General features: G+C 41.5%; 17 protein-coding genes. 14 read left to right on the top strand and 3 right to left on the bottom strand.

Annotation, left to right across the window (positions count from 1 at the left end; translation table 11 throughout):
• Positions 1-11: 11 nt before the first annotated feature.
• Positions 12-932, bottom strand: a complete 921-nt coding sequence (tagU, locus tag CKW02_RS17490; protein WP_003212868.1) for a polyisoprenyl-teichoic acid--peptidoglycan teichoic acid transferase TagU — start codon at positions 930-932, stop codon at positions 12-14.
• A 182-nt stretch (positions 933-1,114) separates the two neighbouring features.
• Between tagU and CKW02_RS17485 the strand changes: the two genes are divergently transcribed.
• The 14 genes from CKW02_RS17485 to CKW02_RS17420 all read left to right on the top strand — a co-directional run bounded on the left by CKW02_RS17485 (position 1,115) and on the right by CKW02_RS17420 (position 17,207).
• Positions 1,115-1,438 (top strand): hypothetical protein, encoded by a 324-nt coding sequence (locus tag CKW02_RS17485; protein WP_003212891.1) that lies wholly within the window; start codon positions 1,115-1,117, stop codon positions 1,436-1,438.
• A 24-nt stretch (positions 1,439-1,462) separates the two neighbouring features.
• Positions 1,463-3,571, top strand: a complete 2,109-nt coding sequence (locus CKW02_RS17480) for a SpoIID/LytB domain-containing protein (RefSeq protein ID WP_003213046.1) — start codon at positions 1,463-1,465, stop codon at positions 3,569-3,571.
• A 23-nt stretch (positions 3,572-3,594) separates the two neighbouring features.
• A complete protein-coding gene (locus tag CKW02_RS17475) occupies positions 3,595-5,085 on the top strand; it encodes an N-acetylmuramoyl-L-alanine amidase (protein WP_034620191.1) in 1,491 nt (496 codons plus the stop codon).
• A gap of 231 nt (positions 5,086-5,316) precedes the next feature.
• Positions 5,317-5,895 (top strand): prolipoprotein diacylglyceryl transferase, encoded by a 579-nt coding sequence (locus tag CKW02_RS17470; RefSeq protein ID WP_185107773.1) that lies wholly within the window; start codon positions 5,317-5,319, stop codon positions 5,893-5,895.
• Between the two features lie 199 nt (positions 5,896-6,094).
• Positions 6,095-6,754 carry a sugar transferase gene (locus CKW02_RS17465; RefSeq protein WP_003213432.1) on the top strand — a complete coding sequence of 220 codons (660 nt, stop codon included), beginning with the start codon at positions 6,095-6,097 and terminating at the stop codon, positions 6,752-6,754.
• An 18-nt stretch (positions 6,755-6,772) separates the two neighbouring features.
• Positions 6,773-8,224 (top strand): teichuronic acid biosynthesis protein TuaB, encoded by a 1,452-nt coding sequence (tuaB, locus tag CKW02_RS17460; protein WP_034620148.1) that lies wholly within the window; start codon positions 6,773-6,775, stop codon positions 8,222-8,224.
• The gene (gene tuaC / locus CKW02_RS17455) at positions 8,221-9,405 is read left to right on the top strand and encodes a teichuronic acid biosynthesis protein TuaC (protein ID WP_003213771.1); all 1,185 of its coding nucleotides are present in this window, start codon (positions 8,221-8,223) and stop codon (positions 9,403-9,405) included. The genes tuaB and tuaC overlap by 4 nt, the downstream gene beginning before the upstream one ends.
• Before the next feature lie 79 nt (positions 9,406-9,484).
• Complete coding sequence (tuaD, locus tag CKW02_RS17450) at positions 9,485-10,822, top strand: UDP-glucose 6-dehydrogenase TuaD (RefSeq protein WP_003212916.1); 1,338 nt, start codon at positions 9,485-9,487, stop codon at positions 10,820-10,822.
• Between the two features lie 14 nt (positions 10,823-10,836).
• Positions 10,837-11,766 (top strand): NAD-dependent epimerase/dehydratase family protein, encoded by a 930-nt coding sequence (locus tag CKW02_RS17445; protein ID WP_003212787.1) that lies wholly within the window; start codon positions 10,837-10,839, stop codon positions 11,764-11,766.
• 39 nt (positions 11,767-11,805) lie between these two features.
• Positions 11,806-13,263, top strand: coding sequence for a teichuronic acid biosynthesis protein TuaE (tuaE, locus tag CKW02_RS17440; RefSeq protein WP_003213400.1), 1,458 nt, complete (start codon positions 11,806-11,808; stop codon positions 13,261-13,263).
• A 72-nt stretch (positions 13,264-13,335) separates the two neighbouring features.
• On the top strand, positions 13,336-14,013 hold the full coding sequence (gene tuaF / locus CKW02_RS17435; protein WP_003213233.1) for a teichuronic acid biosynthesis protein TuaF: 678 nt from the start codon (positions 13,336-13,338) through the stop codon (positions 14,011-14,013).
• A gap of 23 nt (positions 14,014-14,036) precedes the next feature.
• Entirely contained in the window at positions 14,037-14,792 is a 756-nt protein-coding gene (gene tuaG / locus CKW02_RS17430; RefSeq protein WP_003213624.1) for a teichuronic acid biosynthesis protein TuaG, read from the top strand.
• Between the two features lie 25 nt (positions 14,793-14,817).
• Positions 14,818-16,008, top strand: coding sequence for a teichuronic acid biosynthesis protein TuaH (gene tuaH, locus CKW02_RS17425; RefSeq protein ID WP_003213164.1), 1,191 nt, complete (start codon positions 14,818-14,820; stop codon positions 16,006-16,008).
• A gap of 131 nt (positions 16,009-16,139) precedes the next feature.
• Positions 16,140-17,207, top strand: a complete 1,068-nt coding sequence (locus CKW02_RS17420; RefSeq protein ID WP_003212692.1) for a glycosyltransferase family 4 protein — start codon at positions 16,140-16,142, stop codon at positions 17,205-17,207.
• 35 nt (positions 17,208-17,242) lie between these two features.
• Here CKW02_RS17420 and CKW02_RS17415 read toward each other — a convergent pair whose 3' ends face one another.
• Both CKW02_RS17415 and CKW02_RS17410 read right to left on the bottom strand, forming a co-directional pair.
• A complete protein-coding gene (locus tag CKW02_RS17415) occupies positions 17,243-18,319 on the bottom strand; it encodes an LCP family protein (protein ID WP_003213564.1) in 1,077 nt (358 codons plus the stop codon).
• Positions 18,304-18,972 (bottom strand): YigZ family protein, encoded by a 669-nt coding sequence (locus CKW02_RS17410; protein ID WP_003212936.1) that lies wholly within the window; start codon positions 18,970-18,972, stop codon positions 18,304-18,306. The genes CKW02_RS17415 and CKW02_RS17410 overlap by 16 nt, the downstream gene beginning before the upstream one ends.
• Positions 18,973-19,078: the final 106 nt, after the last annotated feature.

Genomic DNA, 19,078 nt, shown 5'->3' with positions numbered 1-19,078 from the left:
GTCTTCTTTTTTTACTGCTCCAAACTGTCCTTCAATTCCTTCTTCACTTTAGCCAAACTGCTATCATCAAGCTGATAATAATAGATATTATTGATGCGTGCTCCCGTTCCTTTCAGCTCGTGCTGCTTCACACGCTGTCTTGCGTCACGGTAGTCATTCATCATCGTCCACATATCATCAAATGACATATTAGTCTTCATATTGTTTTCCACGACTTTGAACATATCGCCGAACTTCGTAATAGATGAAATGTTTGCCCCTTTAGCAATGATGCCTTCAATGACTTGACGCTGCCTTTGCTGACGTCCGAAGTCACCCTTTGGATCTTGTTTTCTCATTCTTGTGTAGGCGAGGGCTTGATCGCCATTTAGATTAATTTCTCCTGTACCAAATGAATGACCATCATAGCTGAAAGCTAATGTGCTGTTCACTGTAATGCCGCCAAGTGTATCGACAATATCCTTAAAGCTTTCCATATTGACTTTCACGAAGTAATCAACAGGTACATCAAGCAATTCCTCTACAGTATCAGCTGCCATTTGTGTGCCGCCGAATGCATAGGAGTGGTTGATTTTATCCATTGTGCCTTTTCCGACAATTTTCGTATACGTATCACGCGGGATACTCACCATCTCAGTCGTTTTGGTTTTTGGGTTAACGGTCATGTATATTAATGTATCCGCACGGCCGCGGTCATTTTTTCTTTCATCAACACCCATGACTAAAATAGAAATCGGGTCTTTCTTATTTAAATCGACATCTTTGTCACGCTTATCTGACTTCTTTAAATTCTCCTGAATGCCTGCCACGGTTGATGCTGCTGTATTCCAAAGATGATATGCATATCCGCCAGTTGCTAATACGAATAAGCCAATAATCGATAAAACAATCCAAAGAACCTTTTTCTTCTTTCGTTTTCTTTCAGCTCTCATAATGTCCCTCACCTTTTCTATGATTCTTCCATGATTATAGGTTTACGAATCTTGATAAACAAGTTATTTTTTTACTCTGAACCTAGATATAGACGTTGTAACAAAAAAAAGGTTTCAAAAAACCTTAAATTTACCTTAAAATATTAAGTTATAAGACGATACAAAGACATGAGGTGAAAAAAATGAAGAAAATCGTCGTTTTACCGTTCTTAATACTACTACTTGGTATCGTGCTCACAGCATGTGGAACGGCTGAGCAGTCCTCGGGAGAAAACAACACAAGCAGTTCAACTCCTCAGGTGCTGGAAGAAAAAGCTGAATTTATTGGAATGGCTGATGCACATACAGTCGAAGTGAAAAAAGTGAATACGACCTTAAGCTATGAATTTACGGATAATTTTAAAGATGTGTTAAATGAATTCAAACCAGGAGACAAAGTAGAAATCTCTTACTTTATCAATGACAGTGGTCAAAAGGAAATTCAAAAGATTGAAAAACAGAAGTAAAAAAGATGGGCGGGATGAACAAAATTGAAGAAAACAGGCGTTACACTTATTGTTCTCATGACAATGACTCTACTAATCGCACCCTTTCAGTCTGCCATGGCTAGCTCGACAATTTCAGTGAAATTGTCTAATTATATCGGAAATAAAAAAACGATGGATCTATCCACAGCTGGAGAATACAAGCTGTCAGGATCGAATGTGGCTGTCACGAAAAGATATGATGGCAAAAATCGATACGAAGTTGCCAATAGCATCGCGTCTGCCGGCTGGAAGAATCCATCAACAGTTGTCATTGTGAGCCGTGATGCATTTGATCATGCCATTTCTGTATCACCGTTAGCTTACAAACTAGGCGCACCCATTTTGTATACAAACATTGAAAAACTAACAAAAACAACTGAAAACCAGCTGAAGAAAATGAAGCCGGATAACATCCTGATCGTTGGTAACACGAAAAGCATTTCAACAGCTGCTGAGAAATCTATTAAAAAGTATGGGAAAGTCAGACGCATTAGTGGAAAAGACAAGTTTGAAATCTCCCAAAAAATTGCTAAAGAAATGGGTAACTATAAGCAAGCTGTCGTTGTCGGTGGAAACTCATTTATGAATGGGATTGCGATTGCATCCTATGCATCGAGAAAGGGATACCCAATCCTGTTAACAAAAAAAGATTCCATTCCGTCTTACAAGCTGCCAAGCAAAGTCATCATCATCGGCAGTACGAAAAGTACGGGACAAAAAGTAGAGAATCAAATTAAAAAAACGTCACAGGTAACAAGAATCAGTGGTGCCAATCGCTATGAACTCTCTGTGAATATAATGAAGAAATTAAATATCAATGCAGATAAAGTTTATTTGGCAAAAGCCTCTAGCTATATTTATGCTATGCCGCTGTCTCAATTGGCTGCAAAGTCTAATAGTACTGTTGTGTATGTGAAACCGGATTCTGTCACAGCGTCACTAAAAAAACTGCTGAAAGAAAAGGGTACATATGCTTATCACCTTGCTGGTAGCACAAGTGCGATTAAAGATAGCTTGAAGAACTCATTAGCCAAACAAGTCTATCTGAAAAAAAATCAAAACTACCAATTGAATATTTCTAACGGAAAAATTTCATTAAAAGGCATAAAGACGTATAACAATGTAAGAGTTGTTCCTGAGAAATATTCAACGAAAAATATCCTTCAAATTGCAGGGAAGCCTTACCTAGGCAGCGTCAACTTTGCAATTGAATCAGGTTATATCAGGCCGACTCTCGAAAATATTCCATTTGAAGACTATCTAAAAGGCGTGGTACCAAATGAAATGCCTGCAAGCTGGCATGTTGAAGCGCTAAAAGCACAGGCAGTGGCCGCTAGAACGTATTCAGTGAAAAGTATTGGAAAAGTCGTACCTGATACAACTGCCTTCCAAGTATATGGAGGATATAACTGGTACACAAATTCGACAAAAGCTGTCGATGCCACAAAAGGGAAAGTACTGAAATACAACAATCAGCTCATTTCAGCCACCTATTATTCTAGTAATGGTGGATATACAGAGGCAAGTGAAGAAGTGTGGGCAAATGCACTGCCGTACTTAGTGGCCAAAAAGGATACAAAAGATCCGGTCAATGCATGGACATTAAAACTCTCTAAAAAACAGCTAGGCACAACATTGACTGCTAGTACAGCAGCATCTCAGTGGTCTAAGGCAAAAGAGACAAATGCAACGGATCTTGCTGGTCTCAAATCATGGCTGCTCAAAAACAAAGAAACAGCTGCATCTGATATGAAGATTGCATCCATCTCAAGCCTGACGTTCTCAGGAAAAACAAAAGGCCAACGTGCGAAGACGGTATCAATCAAGCTGACATATCATCTGAAAAATAAAACAGGCACATATGCAGTAAACAAAAGTACAACGGCAAGTATGAAGATGACCGAGTTTAGATCCATCATGGGCGCAACAAAGGTGAAGAGCACATTTGCGTCAGTCAAAAACAATACAAATGACTTTACGATTTCAGGAAAAGGATATGGTCACGGCATTGGCATGAGCCAATACGGTGCCAAAGCTAGAGCAGAATCTGGAAACTCATATTCTTCCATACTTTCGTTCTACTATCCAGGTACAAAACTAACAAACTATTAAAGGGTTAAAGGAGGACATAGATGATGCGCTCAATCATGAAAACAGCCATCCTCAGCCTCATCGCCATTTTCGTTATTGTTCCAACAGCTTCAGCAGATAATTCAGTCTCACGAATTGATGGCGGAAGCAGATATGCTGTAGCAGCAAACGTAGCGAAAAAGGGATGGGGAACTGCAAGTACAGTCGTAATAGTAGGGAAAACTGCGTATGCAGATGCAACAGCAGGGATTCCACTTGCACACCAAAAAAATGGACCAGTTCTTTATACAAACAGTAAGAGTCTTTCAGGTGATACGAAAAAAGCCCTAAAGGCTTTAAAAACAAAGACAGTGATCGTTTTAGGCAGTACATCAAGTGTGTCAAATAACGTAATCAATGAAGTGAAGAAGATGGGCATCTCTACACAACGTATTTCAGGAAAAAATCGATATGAGCTATCTGCAAATATCGCGAAGAAAATGAAAAAGCCAGCAGGCGTCGTTGTCGTTGAAGGTTCCTTCTATGCTCATGGGATTGCAATTGCACCGGTAGCAGCACAAAAAGGTTTCCCGATTCTCTACACAGATAAAAAGGGACTTCGTTCTGAAATCGCATCTGTTGCAAAAGCAAGCAATGTCAAACAAACCATTGTAGTCGGCGGAGAAAATTACGTCACAAAAGCAGCTTATAATCAATTGAAATCTCCAACACGAATTAAAGGCTCCACTCGTTATGACGTTGCCGCTAATATTGTGAAAAAGTATAATATGAGCACGAACAATACCTATGTAGGAAGAGGGTTTGGCTACGCCACTTCATCTTCTGCTGCAGGGATCGCAGCGAAGCAAAACAAAGCATTGCTTCTAACGAATGAAAAAACATTACCAAAAGTAACAAGAGCAACCATTAGCGGTAAAAAAATCACCAAATTTACTGTCGTAGGCAGTGCAAATACGGTGACACCAACTGTCGTGAATCAATTGAAAAACCCTGTCGTCGGGAAAAAAGTATTCATTGACCCAGGTCATGGCGCACATGATTCAGGAGCTGTAGGCTACGGGTTATATGAAAAGAACTTGAATTTAGATGTAGCCAAGCGTTTAAATACGAAATTAAACAACGCGGGTGCACTTGTTACCATGTCAAGAACATCAGACACATTTGACAGTCTTCAAACACGAGTGAGCAAAGGTGCGTCAGCAAATGCAGATATCTTCATCAGTGTCCATGCAAACTCAAATGATAACAGCAGTGCAAACGGAACAGAAACGTATTATGACAAAACATATGCGTCTGCAAACAGCTTGAAGCTTGCGCAAAACATTCAGCCGAAAATGGTCAGTGCACTTGGTACAAGAGACCGTGGTGTGAAAACAGCTGGATTCTACGTGATTAAATATTCTAAAATGCCGAGTGTTCTTTTAGAAACTGGTTTTGTGTCAAGTCCAGTTGATTCAAACATCTTGAAATCGGCTACGTATAAAGATCGTTTAGCGTCAGGCATTTCAAGCGGTGTGTCAGGTTACTTTAGATAAGAAAATACAAACATGAGGGGTGCCTCAGATACTCCTCTTAGGCTGCTCGAGAACGTCTCTCGGCAGCCTTTTTTCAAAAGTCTATGAAGTGATCGGGTCATCAATAATGTGTCAAGTTAAAAATACATTTCATTTCTAGTTATCTTTGTTATAATTGAAACATAAAAGGTGAATGGTTTACGCATGAATCTAAGCGACAGCCAATCGACAAATCATGAAGAGGTGACAATTTTGAAAAAATTAATCACAATGCCGTTTCTAGTATTGCTTCTAGGTGTACTACTCACAGCATGCGGCACAACAAATCAATCAAGCGACAACAATAAGGATGATAGCAAAAAGGAAACAACCGAAGCAGCTGATCAAAAGAAAGAAAATGCTTCAGAGAAAAAGGAAAAAACAGAAGATGAGTCATCAAATGAAAAAGCAGATGATCAAAGCAAAGAAACAGTTGCTCCAAAAGAAGAGCAATCTGGTCAATCTGATGAAGACGCAAAAGACAGCTCAAGTAAAGAAATCACAAAAGAAGAACCTACTAAGGAACAATCAAAAGCTGAATCTAAAACAAAGAAAGAATCAACAACAAATAAGAAAAATGAAGTCACCAAGGAAGGCACATATGTCGGCTTGGCTGATGGACATACCATTGCTGTGAACATTGATGGCAAAGAAGTCGCTATTCAATTCGGAAATACGTTTTCTAAACAAGTGAACAGCTTAAAAGAAGAATCAAAAGTGAAAGTCACTTATACAAAAGATGCAAACGGAACCCTTCGATTAAAAACGATCGAATCTGTTAAAGCAAAATAAAGAAAAGACCCGGAGACCCGCAGAATTGCGGGTCTTTTTTACGTTGAAAAGGGCATAACTTGATATAAGTGCACATTCTTAACACAGTTTTACAAGACTTAACAGCGCATTTACATTTGCTTAATGTTGCTCTGCTAAACTGACTTTCATAGAACATCTCTTTACACAACAACTACTTTGAATGGTGAGGTGCAGGTCAGTGAGTGCAGAGAAAGCGATGAATCTTTATAGAGAATATGAAGTGAGACGAAACCACTCTTTTGCTTTAACAGAACATATGGTTCGTTATTTATTTGCAAAACGTTTCATAGATTTAATGTTCTCGTTCATCGGATTGATGTTGAGTACGCCAATCATTTTGCTGTTTGCTCTTTTGATTAAGCTGGAAACACCGGGACCAGCCTTTTATATGCAGGAGAGGGTCGGGAAAGACGGTGTTTACTTTAAATTATGGAAGCTCAGATCGATGAGAACCGATGCTGAAAGCGGAGGAGCAAAATGGGCACAAAAAAACGACCCACGTATCACCAAAGTGGGAGCCTTCATTCGTAAAACAAGAATCGATGAACTCCCTCAATTCATCAACGTGTTAAAAGGAGAAATGAGTATCGTAGGTCCGCGTCCGGAAAGACCGATGTTTACCGCAGAATTTAATCGGACGATTCCAGGTTTTACGAAAAGATTAACGGTCAAGCCGGGACTGACAGGTCTTGCACAAGTAAATGGAGGATATGAAATGAGTCCAAGTGAAAAATTAACACACGACTTACATTATATTCAAAACTTGACATTTTCTCTCGACACGAAGATTATGGTAAAAACGTTAAAAGTCATCATGACGGGTGACGGAGCCAGATAAGTAAAGTAGGGAAGAGAAATGGCAAGTATGAAAAAACGCATGCTAGGCGGGGCAAAATGGACAAGCTTGTCCGCATTCATCATTACGATCATCCAAATTGCACAGTTCGCCTTTTTAGGGAATGTGATGTCACTGAAGGAGTTTGGACTCGTTGGCATGATCACAACTGTCACAATATTTACGCAGATTTTACTTGATCTAGGGATCGGGGCAGCGATCATCCAAAAGGAACAAACAACAGAACGTCAATTATCCACATTATATTGGATCAACTTACTCACTGGAGTTGTCTTATTCTGTTTACTCATTCTAGTTAGCCCAATGATTGCCGCCTTTTATAACCGGCCAGAGCTGGAGGGGTTGCTGAAACTATTATCAATCATGTTTTTGATTGCTCCTATTGGCCAGCAATACCAATACATGATGCAAAAGGACCTAGCCTTTAAAACATTAAGTGCCATTGAAGCCGTTGCAACCATGATATCGCTGATTGTTTTACTCGCTTTGACCTTCTTCATCAATCCGATTGTTGCCTATGTCATTTCTCAAGTGCTGCTGCAATCAGGAAAAGGGCTTATGTATGCCGCAGCTTATTGGAAGAAGTGGCGCCCAGCACCTGTTTTTGCATTAGGAGAAGTGAAAGAATTCTTCTCATTTGGTGCATTCCAGCTCGCATCCAGACTAGTCAATCGAGCAGGATCGAACATAGACATGATTTTAATCGGCCGGTTTCTTGGAGCAGAAGCGTTAGGTATTTATAGCTTGGCATATCAAATCGTGACGATCCCCGTGCTGAAGATTAACCCAATCGTGACGAGAGTGGCTTTCCCGGTTTTCGCAAAAAGTCAGCGTGATCACTCCATGCTGCGAGAGGGCTTCCTCAGTATGACGAATATGCTCGCATTGATTAGCTTTCCGTTATTAATCGGTCTTGCTGCCGTATCAGATAGCTTTATAGAAGTAGTGTTTGGCGAGAAATGGCTCGTAGCTGTTCCGGTTCTTAATATATTATGCATTGTCGGACTTCTGCGTGTGCTGATGAATCCAAACGGGTCAATACTTCTTGCAAAGGGGAGAGCGGACTTAGCCTTTTATTGGGATACGGGGATGCTTCTTGTGTATGGATGCGCCTTATATGTAGGTGTCAGCACAGGCAGTCTGCTCACAGTAGCTTGGGTTTACTCAGGTGTCAGCCTGCTCAACTTCATTGTCGGCAGATGGCTCATGGCGTATGTCATTCAGCTAGATATGAAGGTTTATTTGAAATCACTTGGCAAGCCTGCTGCTATGACGCTATTGATGGCCGCCTGTGCGGTAGCCCTCCATCAAGGGATGAAGCTGACGTCAGCCGACATTTTACTTCAATTAGGATTGACGATTTGTGTCAGCGCAGCATTGTATGGCTTGCTGCTCATCAAAATGTATCCGCAAGTTGCAGGCAAATTATTGAGAAGAGGTCGTTCGTCATGAAGGTGCTATGGCTGACAAGTGTATATCCTAGTGAAACACATCCAAGTGAAGGCGTATTCCATGAAACGCAAGTGCAGGAGCTGCTCAAACAAGGAATACAAGTGACCGTCATATGTCCCAACCCGGTCAATCCACCGGTTTTGCGGATGCTGAAGGCGTCCTATCGGCAGAAAAAAGATCTGCCCGAGCAGGAAGTGAGAAACGGAGTGACCGTATACAGGCCGCCCTATACAGCGCTCCCTGGACAGCTGAAATGGGCACAGCCGAGTAAACGAATAGCTTCTACTGTTCTCAGCGCCATGCAGCGTTATCAGCTGTCACCAGATTTTATCCATGCGCACTTTGCGATGCCATCTGGCGGAGCGGCGGCTGTGATTCAGAAAAAAACGCAAATTCCTTATCTTTTGACCTTACATGGCAGTGATGTGAACGTGTATCCGAGCTATAGCAAAGGGGCACATGCAGCCTTTGAAACGGCGGTGAAACAGGCATCTGCTGTTCTGACGGTGAGCGAGGAGCTTGCTAAAAAGACAAATGACATGACAAAGGTGGAAACGCAATGCCTCCCGCTCGGTATTCCGCTCCAGTCATTTTCTAAAACGGAAGAAGATCAACAAGGCATCAGGAAAAAGTTAGGCTTACCCCTTCACGACAAGCTCGTTGTCTTCGTCGGACGATTAGTCAAAGAGAAGGGCTTACTTGAATTAGCTGATGCTGTCAGCGGCTTGGATGGTGTGAAAGCAGTTTTTGTTGGAAAAGGCCCTCTTGCAAAGGAGCTCACAGAACGTGCTGGAGCATCCATTCTACTCCCAGGGCAGGTGCCGAATGATCAGGTGAAAGACTATTTAATAGCAGCCGATTTGTTTGCACTCCCATCCTATAGTGAAGGAATGCCAACCGTTGTTCTGGAGGCGCTCGCTTTAAAAGTACCTGTCATTGCGACAAGAGTCGGTGGTCTCCCAACCTTATTTTCTAGCTATCAACACCTCCTCGTTGATCCGCATTCGGCAAATCAGTTAAAAGAGGCCATTCACGCCTACCTTTATGAAAACAGATGGAATGAGCAAGTGAAAAACGATCTTTATCAAATCGTTCATACAGAATATTCATCAGCAAATAATACGAAGCAGCTCATACAGCAATATGAAAAGGTGCTTCATCAATCAAGATCCATCGTTTAAACAAGATGAAATGTGCAAAGAATGATAGATAGATAAACAGCTTGGAACGGACAATATGCTTTTACTGAGAGGATGAAAAATGTTGAAGAAAATTGCTGTGATTGGAACAGGGTATGTCGGGTTAGTATCGGGTACTTGTTTTGCTGATATCGGAAATCGTGTCATCTGCTGTGACATCGATGAATCAAAAATCAACAGCTTAAAAAGTGGTGTCGTTCCCATTTATGAACCGGGTTTAAAGGAATTGATTGAAAAAAATACGGAAGAAGGAAGACTGTTTTTTACAACCAATATTCCTGCTGCTATCCGGGAATCAGAAATTATCTATATTGCTGTAGGGACGCCGATGACAGCACAGGGGGAAGCAGATTTAACGTACGTGAAAGCTGTCGCTCAAACAATTGGTGAACATCTAAATGGCTATAAAATCATCGTCAATAAAAGCACAGTGCCCGTTGGAACAGGCCGGCTCGTTCAAGCCATTGTCGAAAAAGCATCGCGCAGTAAATATCCTTTTGATGTCGTATCCAATCCAGAGTTCCTCAGAGAAGGCTCTGCCATCCAAGACACGATGAATATGGAGCGGGCAGTAATCGGCTCAACAAGCACCCATGCGTCAACCATCATCAAAAGATTGCATGATCCGTTTCAAACAGAGGTTGTGGAGACCAACTTAGAAAGTGCTGAAATGATTAAGTATGCTGCAAATGCCATGCTTGCCACAAAAATCTCATTCATCAATGACATTGCAAATATTTGCGAGCGGGTGGGCGCTGATGTTGAAAAAGTTAGCGAAGGCGTTGGATTAGACAGCCGCATCGGGCATAAATTTTTAAAAGCGGGCATTGGATTTGGGGGTTCTTGTTTCCCGAAAGACACGATGGCTCTTCTCAAAATTGCCGAAACAGCCGGCTACCGGTTCAAGCTGATCGAGTCCGTGATTGAAACGAACAATCACCAAAGAGCGCACCTTGTCAGCAAACTGATGAGTGTATTCGGTGATATTAGAGGAAAAACCATCTCTGTTTTAGGTCTCGCATTCAAACCGAATACGAATGATATGCGTTCTGCGCCCGCATTAGACATTATCCCAATGCTGAGAGAGCTAGGTGCTTTTGTGAAGGCCTATGATCCGATTGCTTATGTAGAAGCAGAACGAGAGCTTGGCCCGCAGGCTGTCTTCAGTAATGACCTGTATGAAACAGTAAAAGATACGGATGCTTGCCTCATCCTAACAGAATGGGATGACGTACAGAAGATGGATAAAGATCAAATCAAGCAGCTGCTTCGTTCACCGATTGTAATTGATGGAAGGAATTTGTTTGATCCAGCAGAAATGAAAGAGAGAGGATTTATTTACCAGTCTATCGGCCGCCCAGGCGTATGGGAAGCAGAATTGGTATCAAAGGCACAATAACAGGGGGAGCTTGGATGAAGAAAGTATTGGTTACTGGGGGAAGCGGATTTATTGGATCACACACGGTAGAGGCTTTACTAGAAAAAGGCTACGAGCCCATCGTTCTTGATAACTTTTCAACTGGATCTCGGGAAAATATTGACCACCTTTCCGTTCAATGCATTGAGGCAGATGTCACAAAATCAGAAACGGTCGATTTGATCAAACAAATAAGACCGGATTATATCATTCACCTTGCAGCACAGGTGAGTGTCGCCGTTTCCGTTCAGAATTTCGTTTATGACGAAGAGGTCAATATCAAAGGGTCTCTGAATGTCATGAAAGCAGCTGCTGAAACGGGGGTGGAGAAAGTGGTATTTGCTTCATCGGCAGCTGTCTATGGAGATCCAGTGTATTTGCCAGTAGACACCGCTCACCGGCTAAAGCCTGGTTCGCCTTATGGTTTATCGAAACTCACAGTAGAGCGATACTTAGAAATGGCAAAATCACTGTATGATGTGGACTATTGTATTCTTCGGTATAGCAATGTTTATGGTCCGCGACAAGATGCACTTGGCGAAGGCGGGGTTGTCTCTATTTTCTCTGATAAGTTTGCAAAGGATGAGGCTCCTTTCATTTTTGGAGACGGGGAACAAACAAGAGATTTCATCTATGTAGGTGATCTAGCAGCAGCGAATGTCGCGGCTTTAACAGCTCAATCAAACGTTTGTTTAAATATTTCATGTGGTGTTTCGATCACTGTGAATGAGCTATTTCAAACGATGAAGCGAGTGACGAGGTCGCATCTTGAACCAATTTATAAGCCGCAGCGTGCAGGTGATATTGTGCATAGTACATTGGCAAATGAGGAAACGAAACAAGTCTTAGCATGGGAGCCTGTTGTGAGTTTACAGGAAGGTTTGGCTCGTACCATTTCCTACTATGAACAGGAAGTCAAGGCTTAATCCCTCAAATCGGATGGGTTGCTTAGGAGGAAAATGGGTATGAGTGTGAAACAAACAGCATGGCAAATCATGATTGGATGTATTTTGTTTGCAGCAGGGATCGGGCTTGTACAAATGGCATCCGCGCAGCCCGTCGGGTTAAAGAAGATGGTAGCTGTTCCGATTATACTTCTGATCCTGTCGGCTGCTCTCGTGTTGATGAAGCTGTACATGAATGGTGAGCAAATCTTCATGTCAGCCATCTATCTTTTGATTACATTGACCTTTCTCAACAACGCGTTCTTTTCTATTAGTGCAGGATTCTTTAGTCTTTTTCTCTACCGTATCATGCTCATCGCCACCTTTACTTTATTCATATGGCGGATGAGAGATAAGGGGACGTACATATCGCAGTGGCAGCAGATTCGTGTCAAAGGACTTCTTGGTTTTTTCGCTGTATGGTTTCTTTACGGGCTCATCTCACTGCTTTGGGCTCATTCGGTCACATACGGCCTGAAATATATGTCCCTTCTTGCAATGGGGATGGGATTTGTCTTTCTAGTCGTCATGTATATTCAGCGAATGGATCAAGTGGTGACTTTTTATAGCATTTGGCTTGTCATGACTGTATTTGTGATGGGGATTGGGTTCTATAATCACTTTACATTGAACCATTTACCGAATACCTCATTATATCTAGGGCCAGCGTATAAACAGCACTATCCTACATCTGTCTTTTTTAATCAGAATGACTTTGCAACGTTTTTATCGATTAGTTTCTTTTTATATCTAGCATGCATGCGTCAAATGAAAAACGGTTATATCAAAGCGTTTGGATTATTAGGTGCAATCGCAGCGCTGTATCTCATTTTGTTAACCGAATCCCGCGCTAGTCTGCTTGGGATATTTGCAGGAGTGGCGATCTATGTGTGGTTGCTGCTGCCGCGTTTTCTCAAAAAGTGGTCAATCGTTGCAGCAAGCGGACTTGTCGTCATCGGTATCGCTGTCTTTTCAGCCAAGATTTATTCGATTTTTTATGACTTGTTTCTCGCTTCTCAGGTCGCGCATTCTTTTAGTGAACCACTCCCGTCTAACATCGCGAGAGCAAATTTAATCAAAAATGCTTGGCACTTCTTTACGAATTCATACGGATTCGGAGTTGGAGCGGGGAATGTGTCTTACTACTTAGCTCACTTTTCGATCTTTGACACAGACCAGGTCGTAGAAGTGCACAATTGGCTGCTGGAATTGATGACGAACTTCGGATTTGCAGTCATGCTGGGCTATATCTCAGTATACGCCTATCTCATGTTCACACTGTACAAACAATACCAATGGGCTGACACAAGATCGGCAAAAATGATCATTGAGGGGTTGTTTGCAGCCATGCTGAGCTTTCTCGTTTCAAGTATCAGTCCTAGCTCCGTCTCGAATTTATATTTCCACTGGGTATTTTTAGGACTGGTGATCGCAGCGGTGAATATGCTGAAAAACAAACAACGACTCAAGCTGTGGTAAACCGTGTGTGATGCTTTGTTTGTATGACTACACTAGTGAAAGAGCAAATACGTCAATGTTGGGAGAATGAACATGTCTGGTTTCATATCAAGGATAGGGAAGCGAATCAAAAAGTACATCGTATGGCTCATACTGCTGCCTGTCGTATTAGGTGCCTTTGGTTTCTTTTTTGCTAAAGGAACTACGCAGCAGTCTAGTTACACAGCTGCTGTTACCCTCACTCTCGGTAAATATGATGATGGGGTGTATAACAATATGGCAGAAGTGACATCTCTATTAAAAAGCGATGCATTTCTAAACGAAGCACTCAGTGATGTGAAAGAAGAAGAAAGACAGGATGTGAAAACCCGTCTCATCCTTACCAATCAATCGGATACACAATTACAGCTGTCTTTCACGGATGCCGATAAGGGTCGTGCTTTGGCTGTTGTGAAGCAGGTGTCAGATACATTTCTCAAGCAAGATAAAGCGTTATTTACAAAAAGGCAGCAGGTGATTGAAAGTAGATTAGCTGCTCTTGAAGACGAATCGGTCAGCAATGATTCCAAAGTCGATAAAGAACGATTCTTATATGAATTGGAGTCAACAAAGCTTGGAATGAAGCAGGCAAAAATTGTTGATCCTGCCCAAGTACTTGATGAAGGCAATAAAGGCATGTCAGCTAAAAAACGTGCACTTCTTGGGCTTGTCATTGGCTTTAGTATCTCGCTCATGTTTGTGGTCTTACCCGAAGTGTTCAAAGAATCTTAATGATGAACTGGAGATGAGTCTAGGTGAACAATCAACCGTTAGTATCCATCATTACACCTGCGTATAATGCGGAACGTTATTTAACGGATACAGTTCATTCCGTCCTTGCCCAAACCTATTCCAATTGGGAGCTGATCATTGCAGATGATTGTTCTACAGATGGAACTAGAAAGCTATTAGGGGATTTAAGTCAAGCGGACGACAGAATCAACGTCATTTATTTAGAGGAAAATGGGGGAGCTGCCATTGCTAGAAACGCAGCCATCAAACAGGCAAAAGGACGCTTTATCGCTTTTTTAGACAGCGATGATATGTGGAAAGAGACGAAGCTCGAAAAACAGGTAGACTTCATGCTGACAAATGATTTTGCTTTTACATTTACGGCATATGACATCATTGCAGAAAACGGAGAATCATTAGAAAAAACCGTCACTGCGCCAGCGAGATTAGACTATAATGAAGCCCTGAAAAACACCATTATCGGCTGTTTAACGGTCATGCTTGATCTTCAAAAGGTAGGACATGTGGAAATGCCGAACATTCGCACAAGGCAGGATTTAGCTACTTGGCTGTCTATATTAAAAAGAGGATTTACAGCCTATGGTATGAGTGAACCGCTCAGTGAATATCGCATCGTTGGGAACTCCATCTCTAGTAACAAGTGGAAAGCAGCGAAAAAAACGTGGTTTGTCTACAGAGAAATTGAGCAGCTTCATTTTGTCAAAGCGTCTTGGTGTTTTATGCACTATGCGACAAATGCTGTGAAGAAGCGCTTATAAACAGAAGGGAAAAAAGGTGATAAAGGTGAAAGCAGACTCGATCATACATGTTGTCGTAGCGACGGGAGAATGGGGACAGGACGGACTGAGGTACAGACGGCATCGGCTGGCCGAATTTCTAGCATCTGATCCAGAAACAAAAGAGGTCATCTGGGTATGCCCGTCATCATCTCGTCATACAGCTCCCTTTCAGCCCATAACAGATCGAATGAAGCAATTGACCATTCCTGATGTGCTCAAGAGCAAATTATTTCGCTTTGGTCGATATCAAGACATGTTCTATATTCATAAATTATCCCCTCTTCTTGAACATTTGCGGCAGGAGGAAATGAAGGGGATCGCCGTTTGTTTATGGTATACGTTTCCGGGCTTTCCGCTCTTATCTTCTTTATTTGAATGGAAACATATTGTCTATGATTGCAGTGACCTGTGGGGAGAGCCGATAAGCGGCAACCATAACATCCTTTCTTATATGAGGCAGCGTGTCATTGTCAAAGCAGAAAATCGAATCATTAAATATGCACACAGCATTACATGCTCTTCTCAATATTTACACGATCAAATCAAAAAACGTCTTATGGGAGAACCGAAAGATGTGTTTACGGTGGAAAATGGGGTCGAGTACGATGTGTTTGCGAAAAGCAATCTTCCGTGTAAAGAAGATGTGCTGGAAGGAAGAGAAGGGACTGTGCTTGGTTTTATCGGAGGAATTAAGCCAAAGCTCGATTTTGACATGATAGCTGAAGCTGCTCGTATGCGGCCTGATTGGACATTTTTATTTGTTGGTCCGGATGGAACGAATGGAGATCCATCTTTTCAGCATGCACTCAAACTGCCTAATGTGATTTGGACAGGTGCTGTTGCTCCAGAAGAAGTGCCTGCTTATATGAAGCTGATTGATGTAGGTATGATGCCATATAAACAATCCCCTTACAATCAAGCGGTGTTCCCTCTCAAGCTTTATGAATTTTTAGCCGCTGGAATACCGGTTGTCGGTTTAAATCTCCCATCAACGGAAAGGCTAAAAGAGAAGGATGTGTATGAATATTTAGAGGGCGATGATCCTGCGCTCTTCGTAGAAGCCTGCCTGAAAGTGATCAGCAAAAAAGACGACACGAGCTATAGACATCTAAGACAAAGCCGAGCGAAGAAAAAAGATTGGCACGCGCTGTTCACAAACATGGTGGAACTAACGAATATTAAAGAAAACGCATAATTCATTCGGGATTGTGCGTTTTTACTTGTTTCATCACCGGGGGAGGTTGTGATCATCCTCTATTCAATTGTATAATGGAAAGAGCGGCCAATATACAAAATACAGATTTCAATTTAGAAGGAGACTGACCTATGGATTACGAACGCGCCTTATTAGCGTTTTTTGTCTCTCTGGCTACAGTTTTAATTGTGACACCAATCGTCAAAAAGTTTGCAATTAAGATTGGTGCAGTGGACCAGCCGAATAAACGAAAAGTTCATGATAAAGTAATGCCTCGAATGGGTGGTTTGGCAATTTTTATTGGAGTAGCGGCTGGAGCATTAGCAGGCGGGCTGTTTCTACATAATAAAATTACAGCAATTTCAGTTGGTGCCGTACTCATCGTCATTTTAGGTATATTTGATGATAAATATAATTTAAGTGCAAGATTTAAATTTCTCGTACAAGTCCTTGTTGCTTGTTTGATTGTGAGCACGGGCTTAAAAATGGACTTCTTCTCTGTTCCTTTTTTAACAGATCGAATTGAGTTAGGCTGGATGGCATATCCCCTCACCGTGCTATGGATTGTCGGCATCACAAATGCCATTAATTTAATTGACGGCCTTGATGGACTAGCTGCCGGTATTTCTGTCATCGGTTTATCAACGATTGCAGTGATGGCATTTTCTGCTGATAAGATTCTGATTCTTTCTTTATCTCTTGTCGTCATTGGCAGTACGATCGGCTTTCTCTTTTACAACTTTCATCCGGCGAAGATTTTTATGGGAGATACCGGTTCGCTATTTTTAGGCTATATGATTTCGGTGCTGTCACTTTTAGGGCTATACAAAAGTGTTACTTTGTTTAGTGTTGTTGTTCCTGTGATCATTCTAGGTGTTCCTATATTTGATACGACCTTTGCAATCATTAGACGCATATTAAACAAACAGCCAATTTCATCACCGGACAAATCTCATATTCATCATAGACTAATGGCCTTTGGCTTGTCCCATCGCATGGCTGTCATCGTGATTTACATGATTGGCCTAGTCTTTAGCTTAAGTGCGATTTTGCTGACAAGCGCGACCATTTGGTTATCGCTGATCATTATCTTTTTACTGGTGATGTTTATGCAAGTGATTGCGGAAGTCACGGGTTTGGTCAACGAAGAGTTCAAACCATTTACGAAATTCTATAAACGAATGGTGAAAAGACAATAATAAAACAGCCCGTTCCTAGGAACTGGGCTGTTTTATTATTGTCCTGATGTGCTGGAAGGATTAGTTGTATCACTTGATCCTGTTTCACCAGAGGATGGATTTGTTTCAGTCGAAGGTTCAGTAGGAAGCTTTAAATGCGTCCGTAATGCATTTTGTACGTTAGCTAGATTGGTTTGATCTGGCTCAAAGTAATACGTTCGATTTGGCCCTAAATAAAGATCCGACCCTTTAATAGAAAGTGTTTCTGTGTCGTCTCCCTTAAACCCGCTGTAGATTTGCTGAAGCGCTAGACCTTCTGTGATACGGAAGTTGGTCGTAATATGATCACTGACTTCTTTAGCGATATTATCCACGTTCGCGATGTTATTTGCCTTCGACATTTGATCAATCATTGCACGTAAAATTTGTTTCTGACGATCATTACGTCCGAAATCACCGCGTGGATCTTGTTTTCTCATCCGCGCGTAAGCAAGTGCTTCTTCCCCGTTTAAATGCATATTGCCTTTTTTGAAATAAATCTTTTTCGATTTTTTCACATCACTTTTTTCATTGAAGTCAAATGGAACATCGATATCAATTCCACCGACTTCATCAATGACATCCTTGAATCCGTCAAAATCAACGGTCGCATATTTATCAATCGGAATATTCAAGAATTGTTCGACAGTTTCAATCGTTTCGTCTTTACCGCCTTTAGCATATGCTGCATTGATCTTTTCTTTACTTCCTGTCGTGTCACTTGCAAGCTGTACGCGTGTGTCACGGGGGATACTAACCATTTTCATCGTTTTGTCTTGAGGGTTAATTGTTGCGACAATAAGTGAATCTGAACGGCCATGATCACCATCTGTGGCATAATCCTCAATTCCGACAAAAAGTACAGAGAAGGGTTTCTTTTTAATATCAATGACCGCATCACGAAGCTTCGATTTCTCTCCGCGGTTTAGTTCGTCATATGTTTTGTCAGCGGCTTGAAGTGTATTGACTATTTTATAGACTGCAAATCCGCCCATGCAGATGATAAGAAGCAAAAATAAAACCAGGATACGTTTGAAAATTTTCTTCTTCTTACTCTTTTTCTTTCGTACACGCACTTTTACTCGTTGTGCCATTCATCTGTCTCCTTTATCGGACCAATGTCCTTTTCTAAATAAATCAGTTCGCCTTCTTTTGTAACACTCTTTCCATTTGTCAGCTCAGTCATCCATTCAATGAACTGCTCTGTTTGTGTTTCTTCTACATACGTCTCAAAAATAACATCTTCTGCATAATGAATTTCTTTTAGCTGAAAAGATGAGGCTCTAAGCTCATTCTCTACCTTTCCAAGCCATGTATAATCTATTGTTGTGTGCATCGTACGCATTAAACAGCGCTCTACCATCCCAACATGGTTGATGGCTTCTGATACAGATTTTCCGTAGGCACGAATCAAACCACCGGCGCCTAGCTTAATACCGCCGAAATAACGAGTGACTACTACGACTGTATCTTTCAGCTTCCGTTTTTTTAACACTTCAAGCATTGGCACACCTGCTGTACCACTTGGTTCACCATCATCATTCGCTTTTTGAATCAGGTCATGTTCTCCAATGAGATAGGCAGAACAATTATGTGTGGCATTCCAATGTTGTTTTTTAATGGATTGTATAAATGCTTGTGCTTCTTCTTCTGAGACAGCACGCTGTATATGACAAATAAAACGTGATTTTTCAATGACGATCTCATGCTCGCCACGACTTTTTACTGTAAGATAGCGATGCAGCAAAAGACATACCCTCCTGAAAAGCAAATTGTAAGACTAGAGAAAATTTGCATTGATTTTAGAATTTTACAGCGTATTTTGTTATGATGATAGGGGTAGAAAAAGGGTC

Origin of the sequence: Bacillus pumilus (genome assembly GCF_900186955.1) — a bacterium.
GTDB classification, from domain to species: Bacteria; Bacillota; Bacilli; order Bacillales; family Bacillaceae; genus Bacillus; species Bacillus pumilus.
This window is presented reverse-complemented; position numbering and strand designations above follow the sequence as displayed.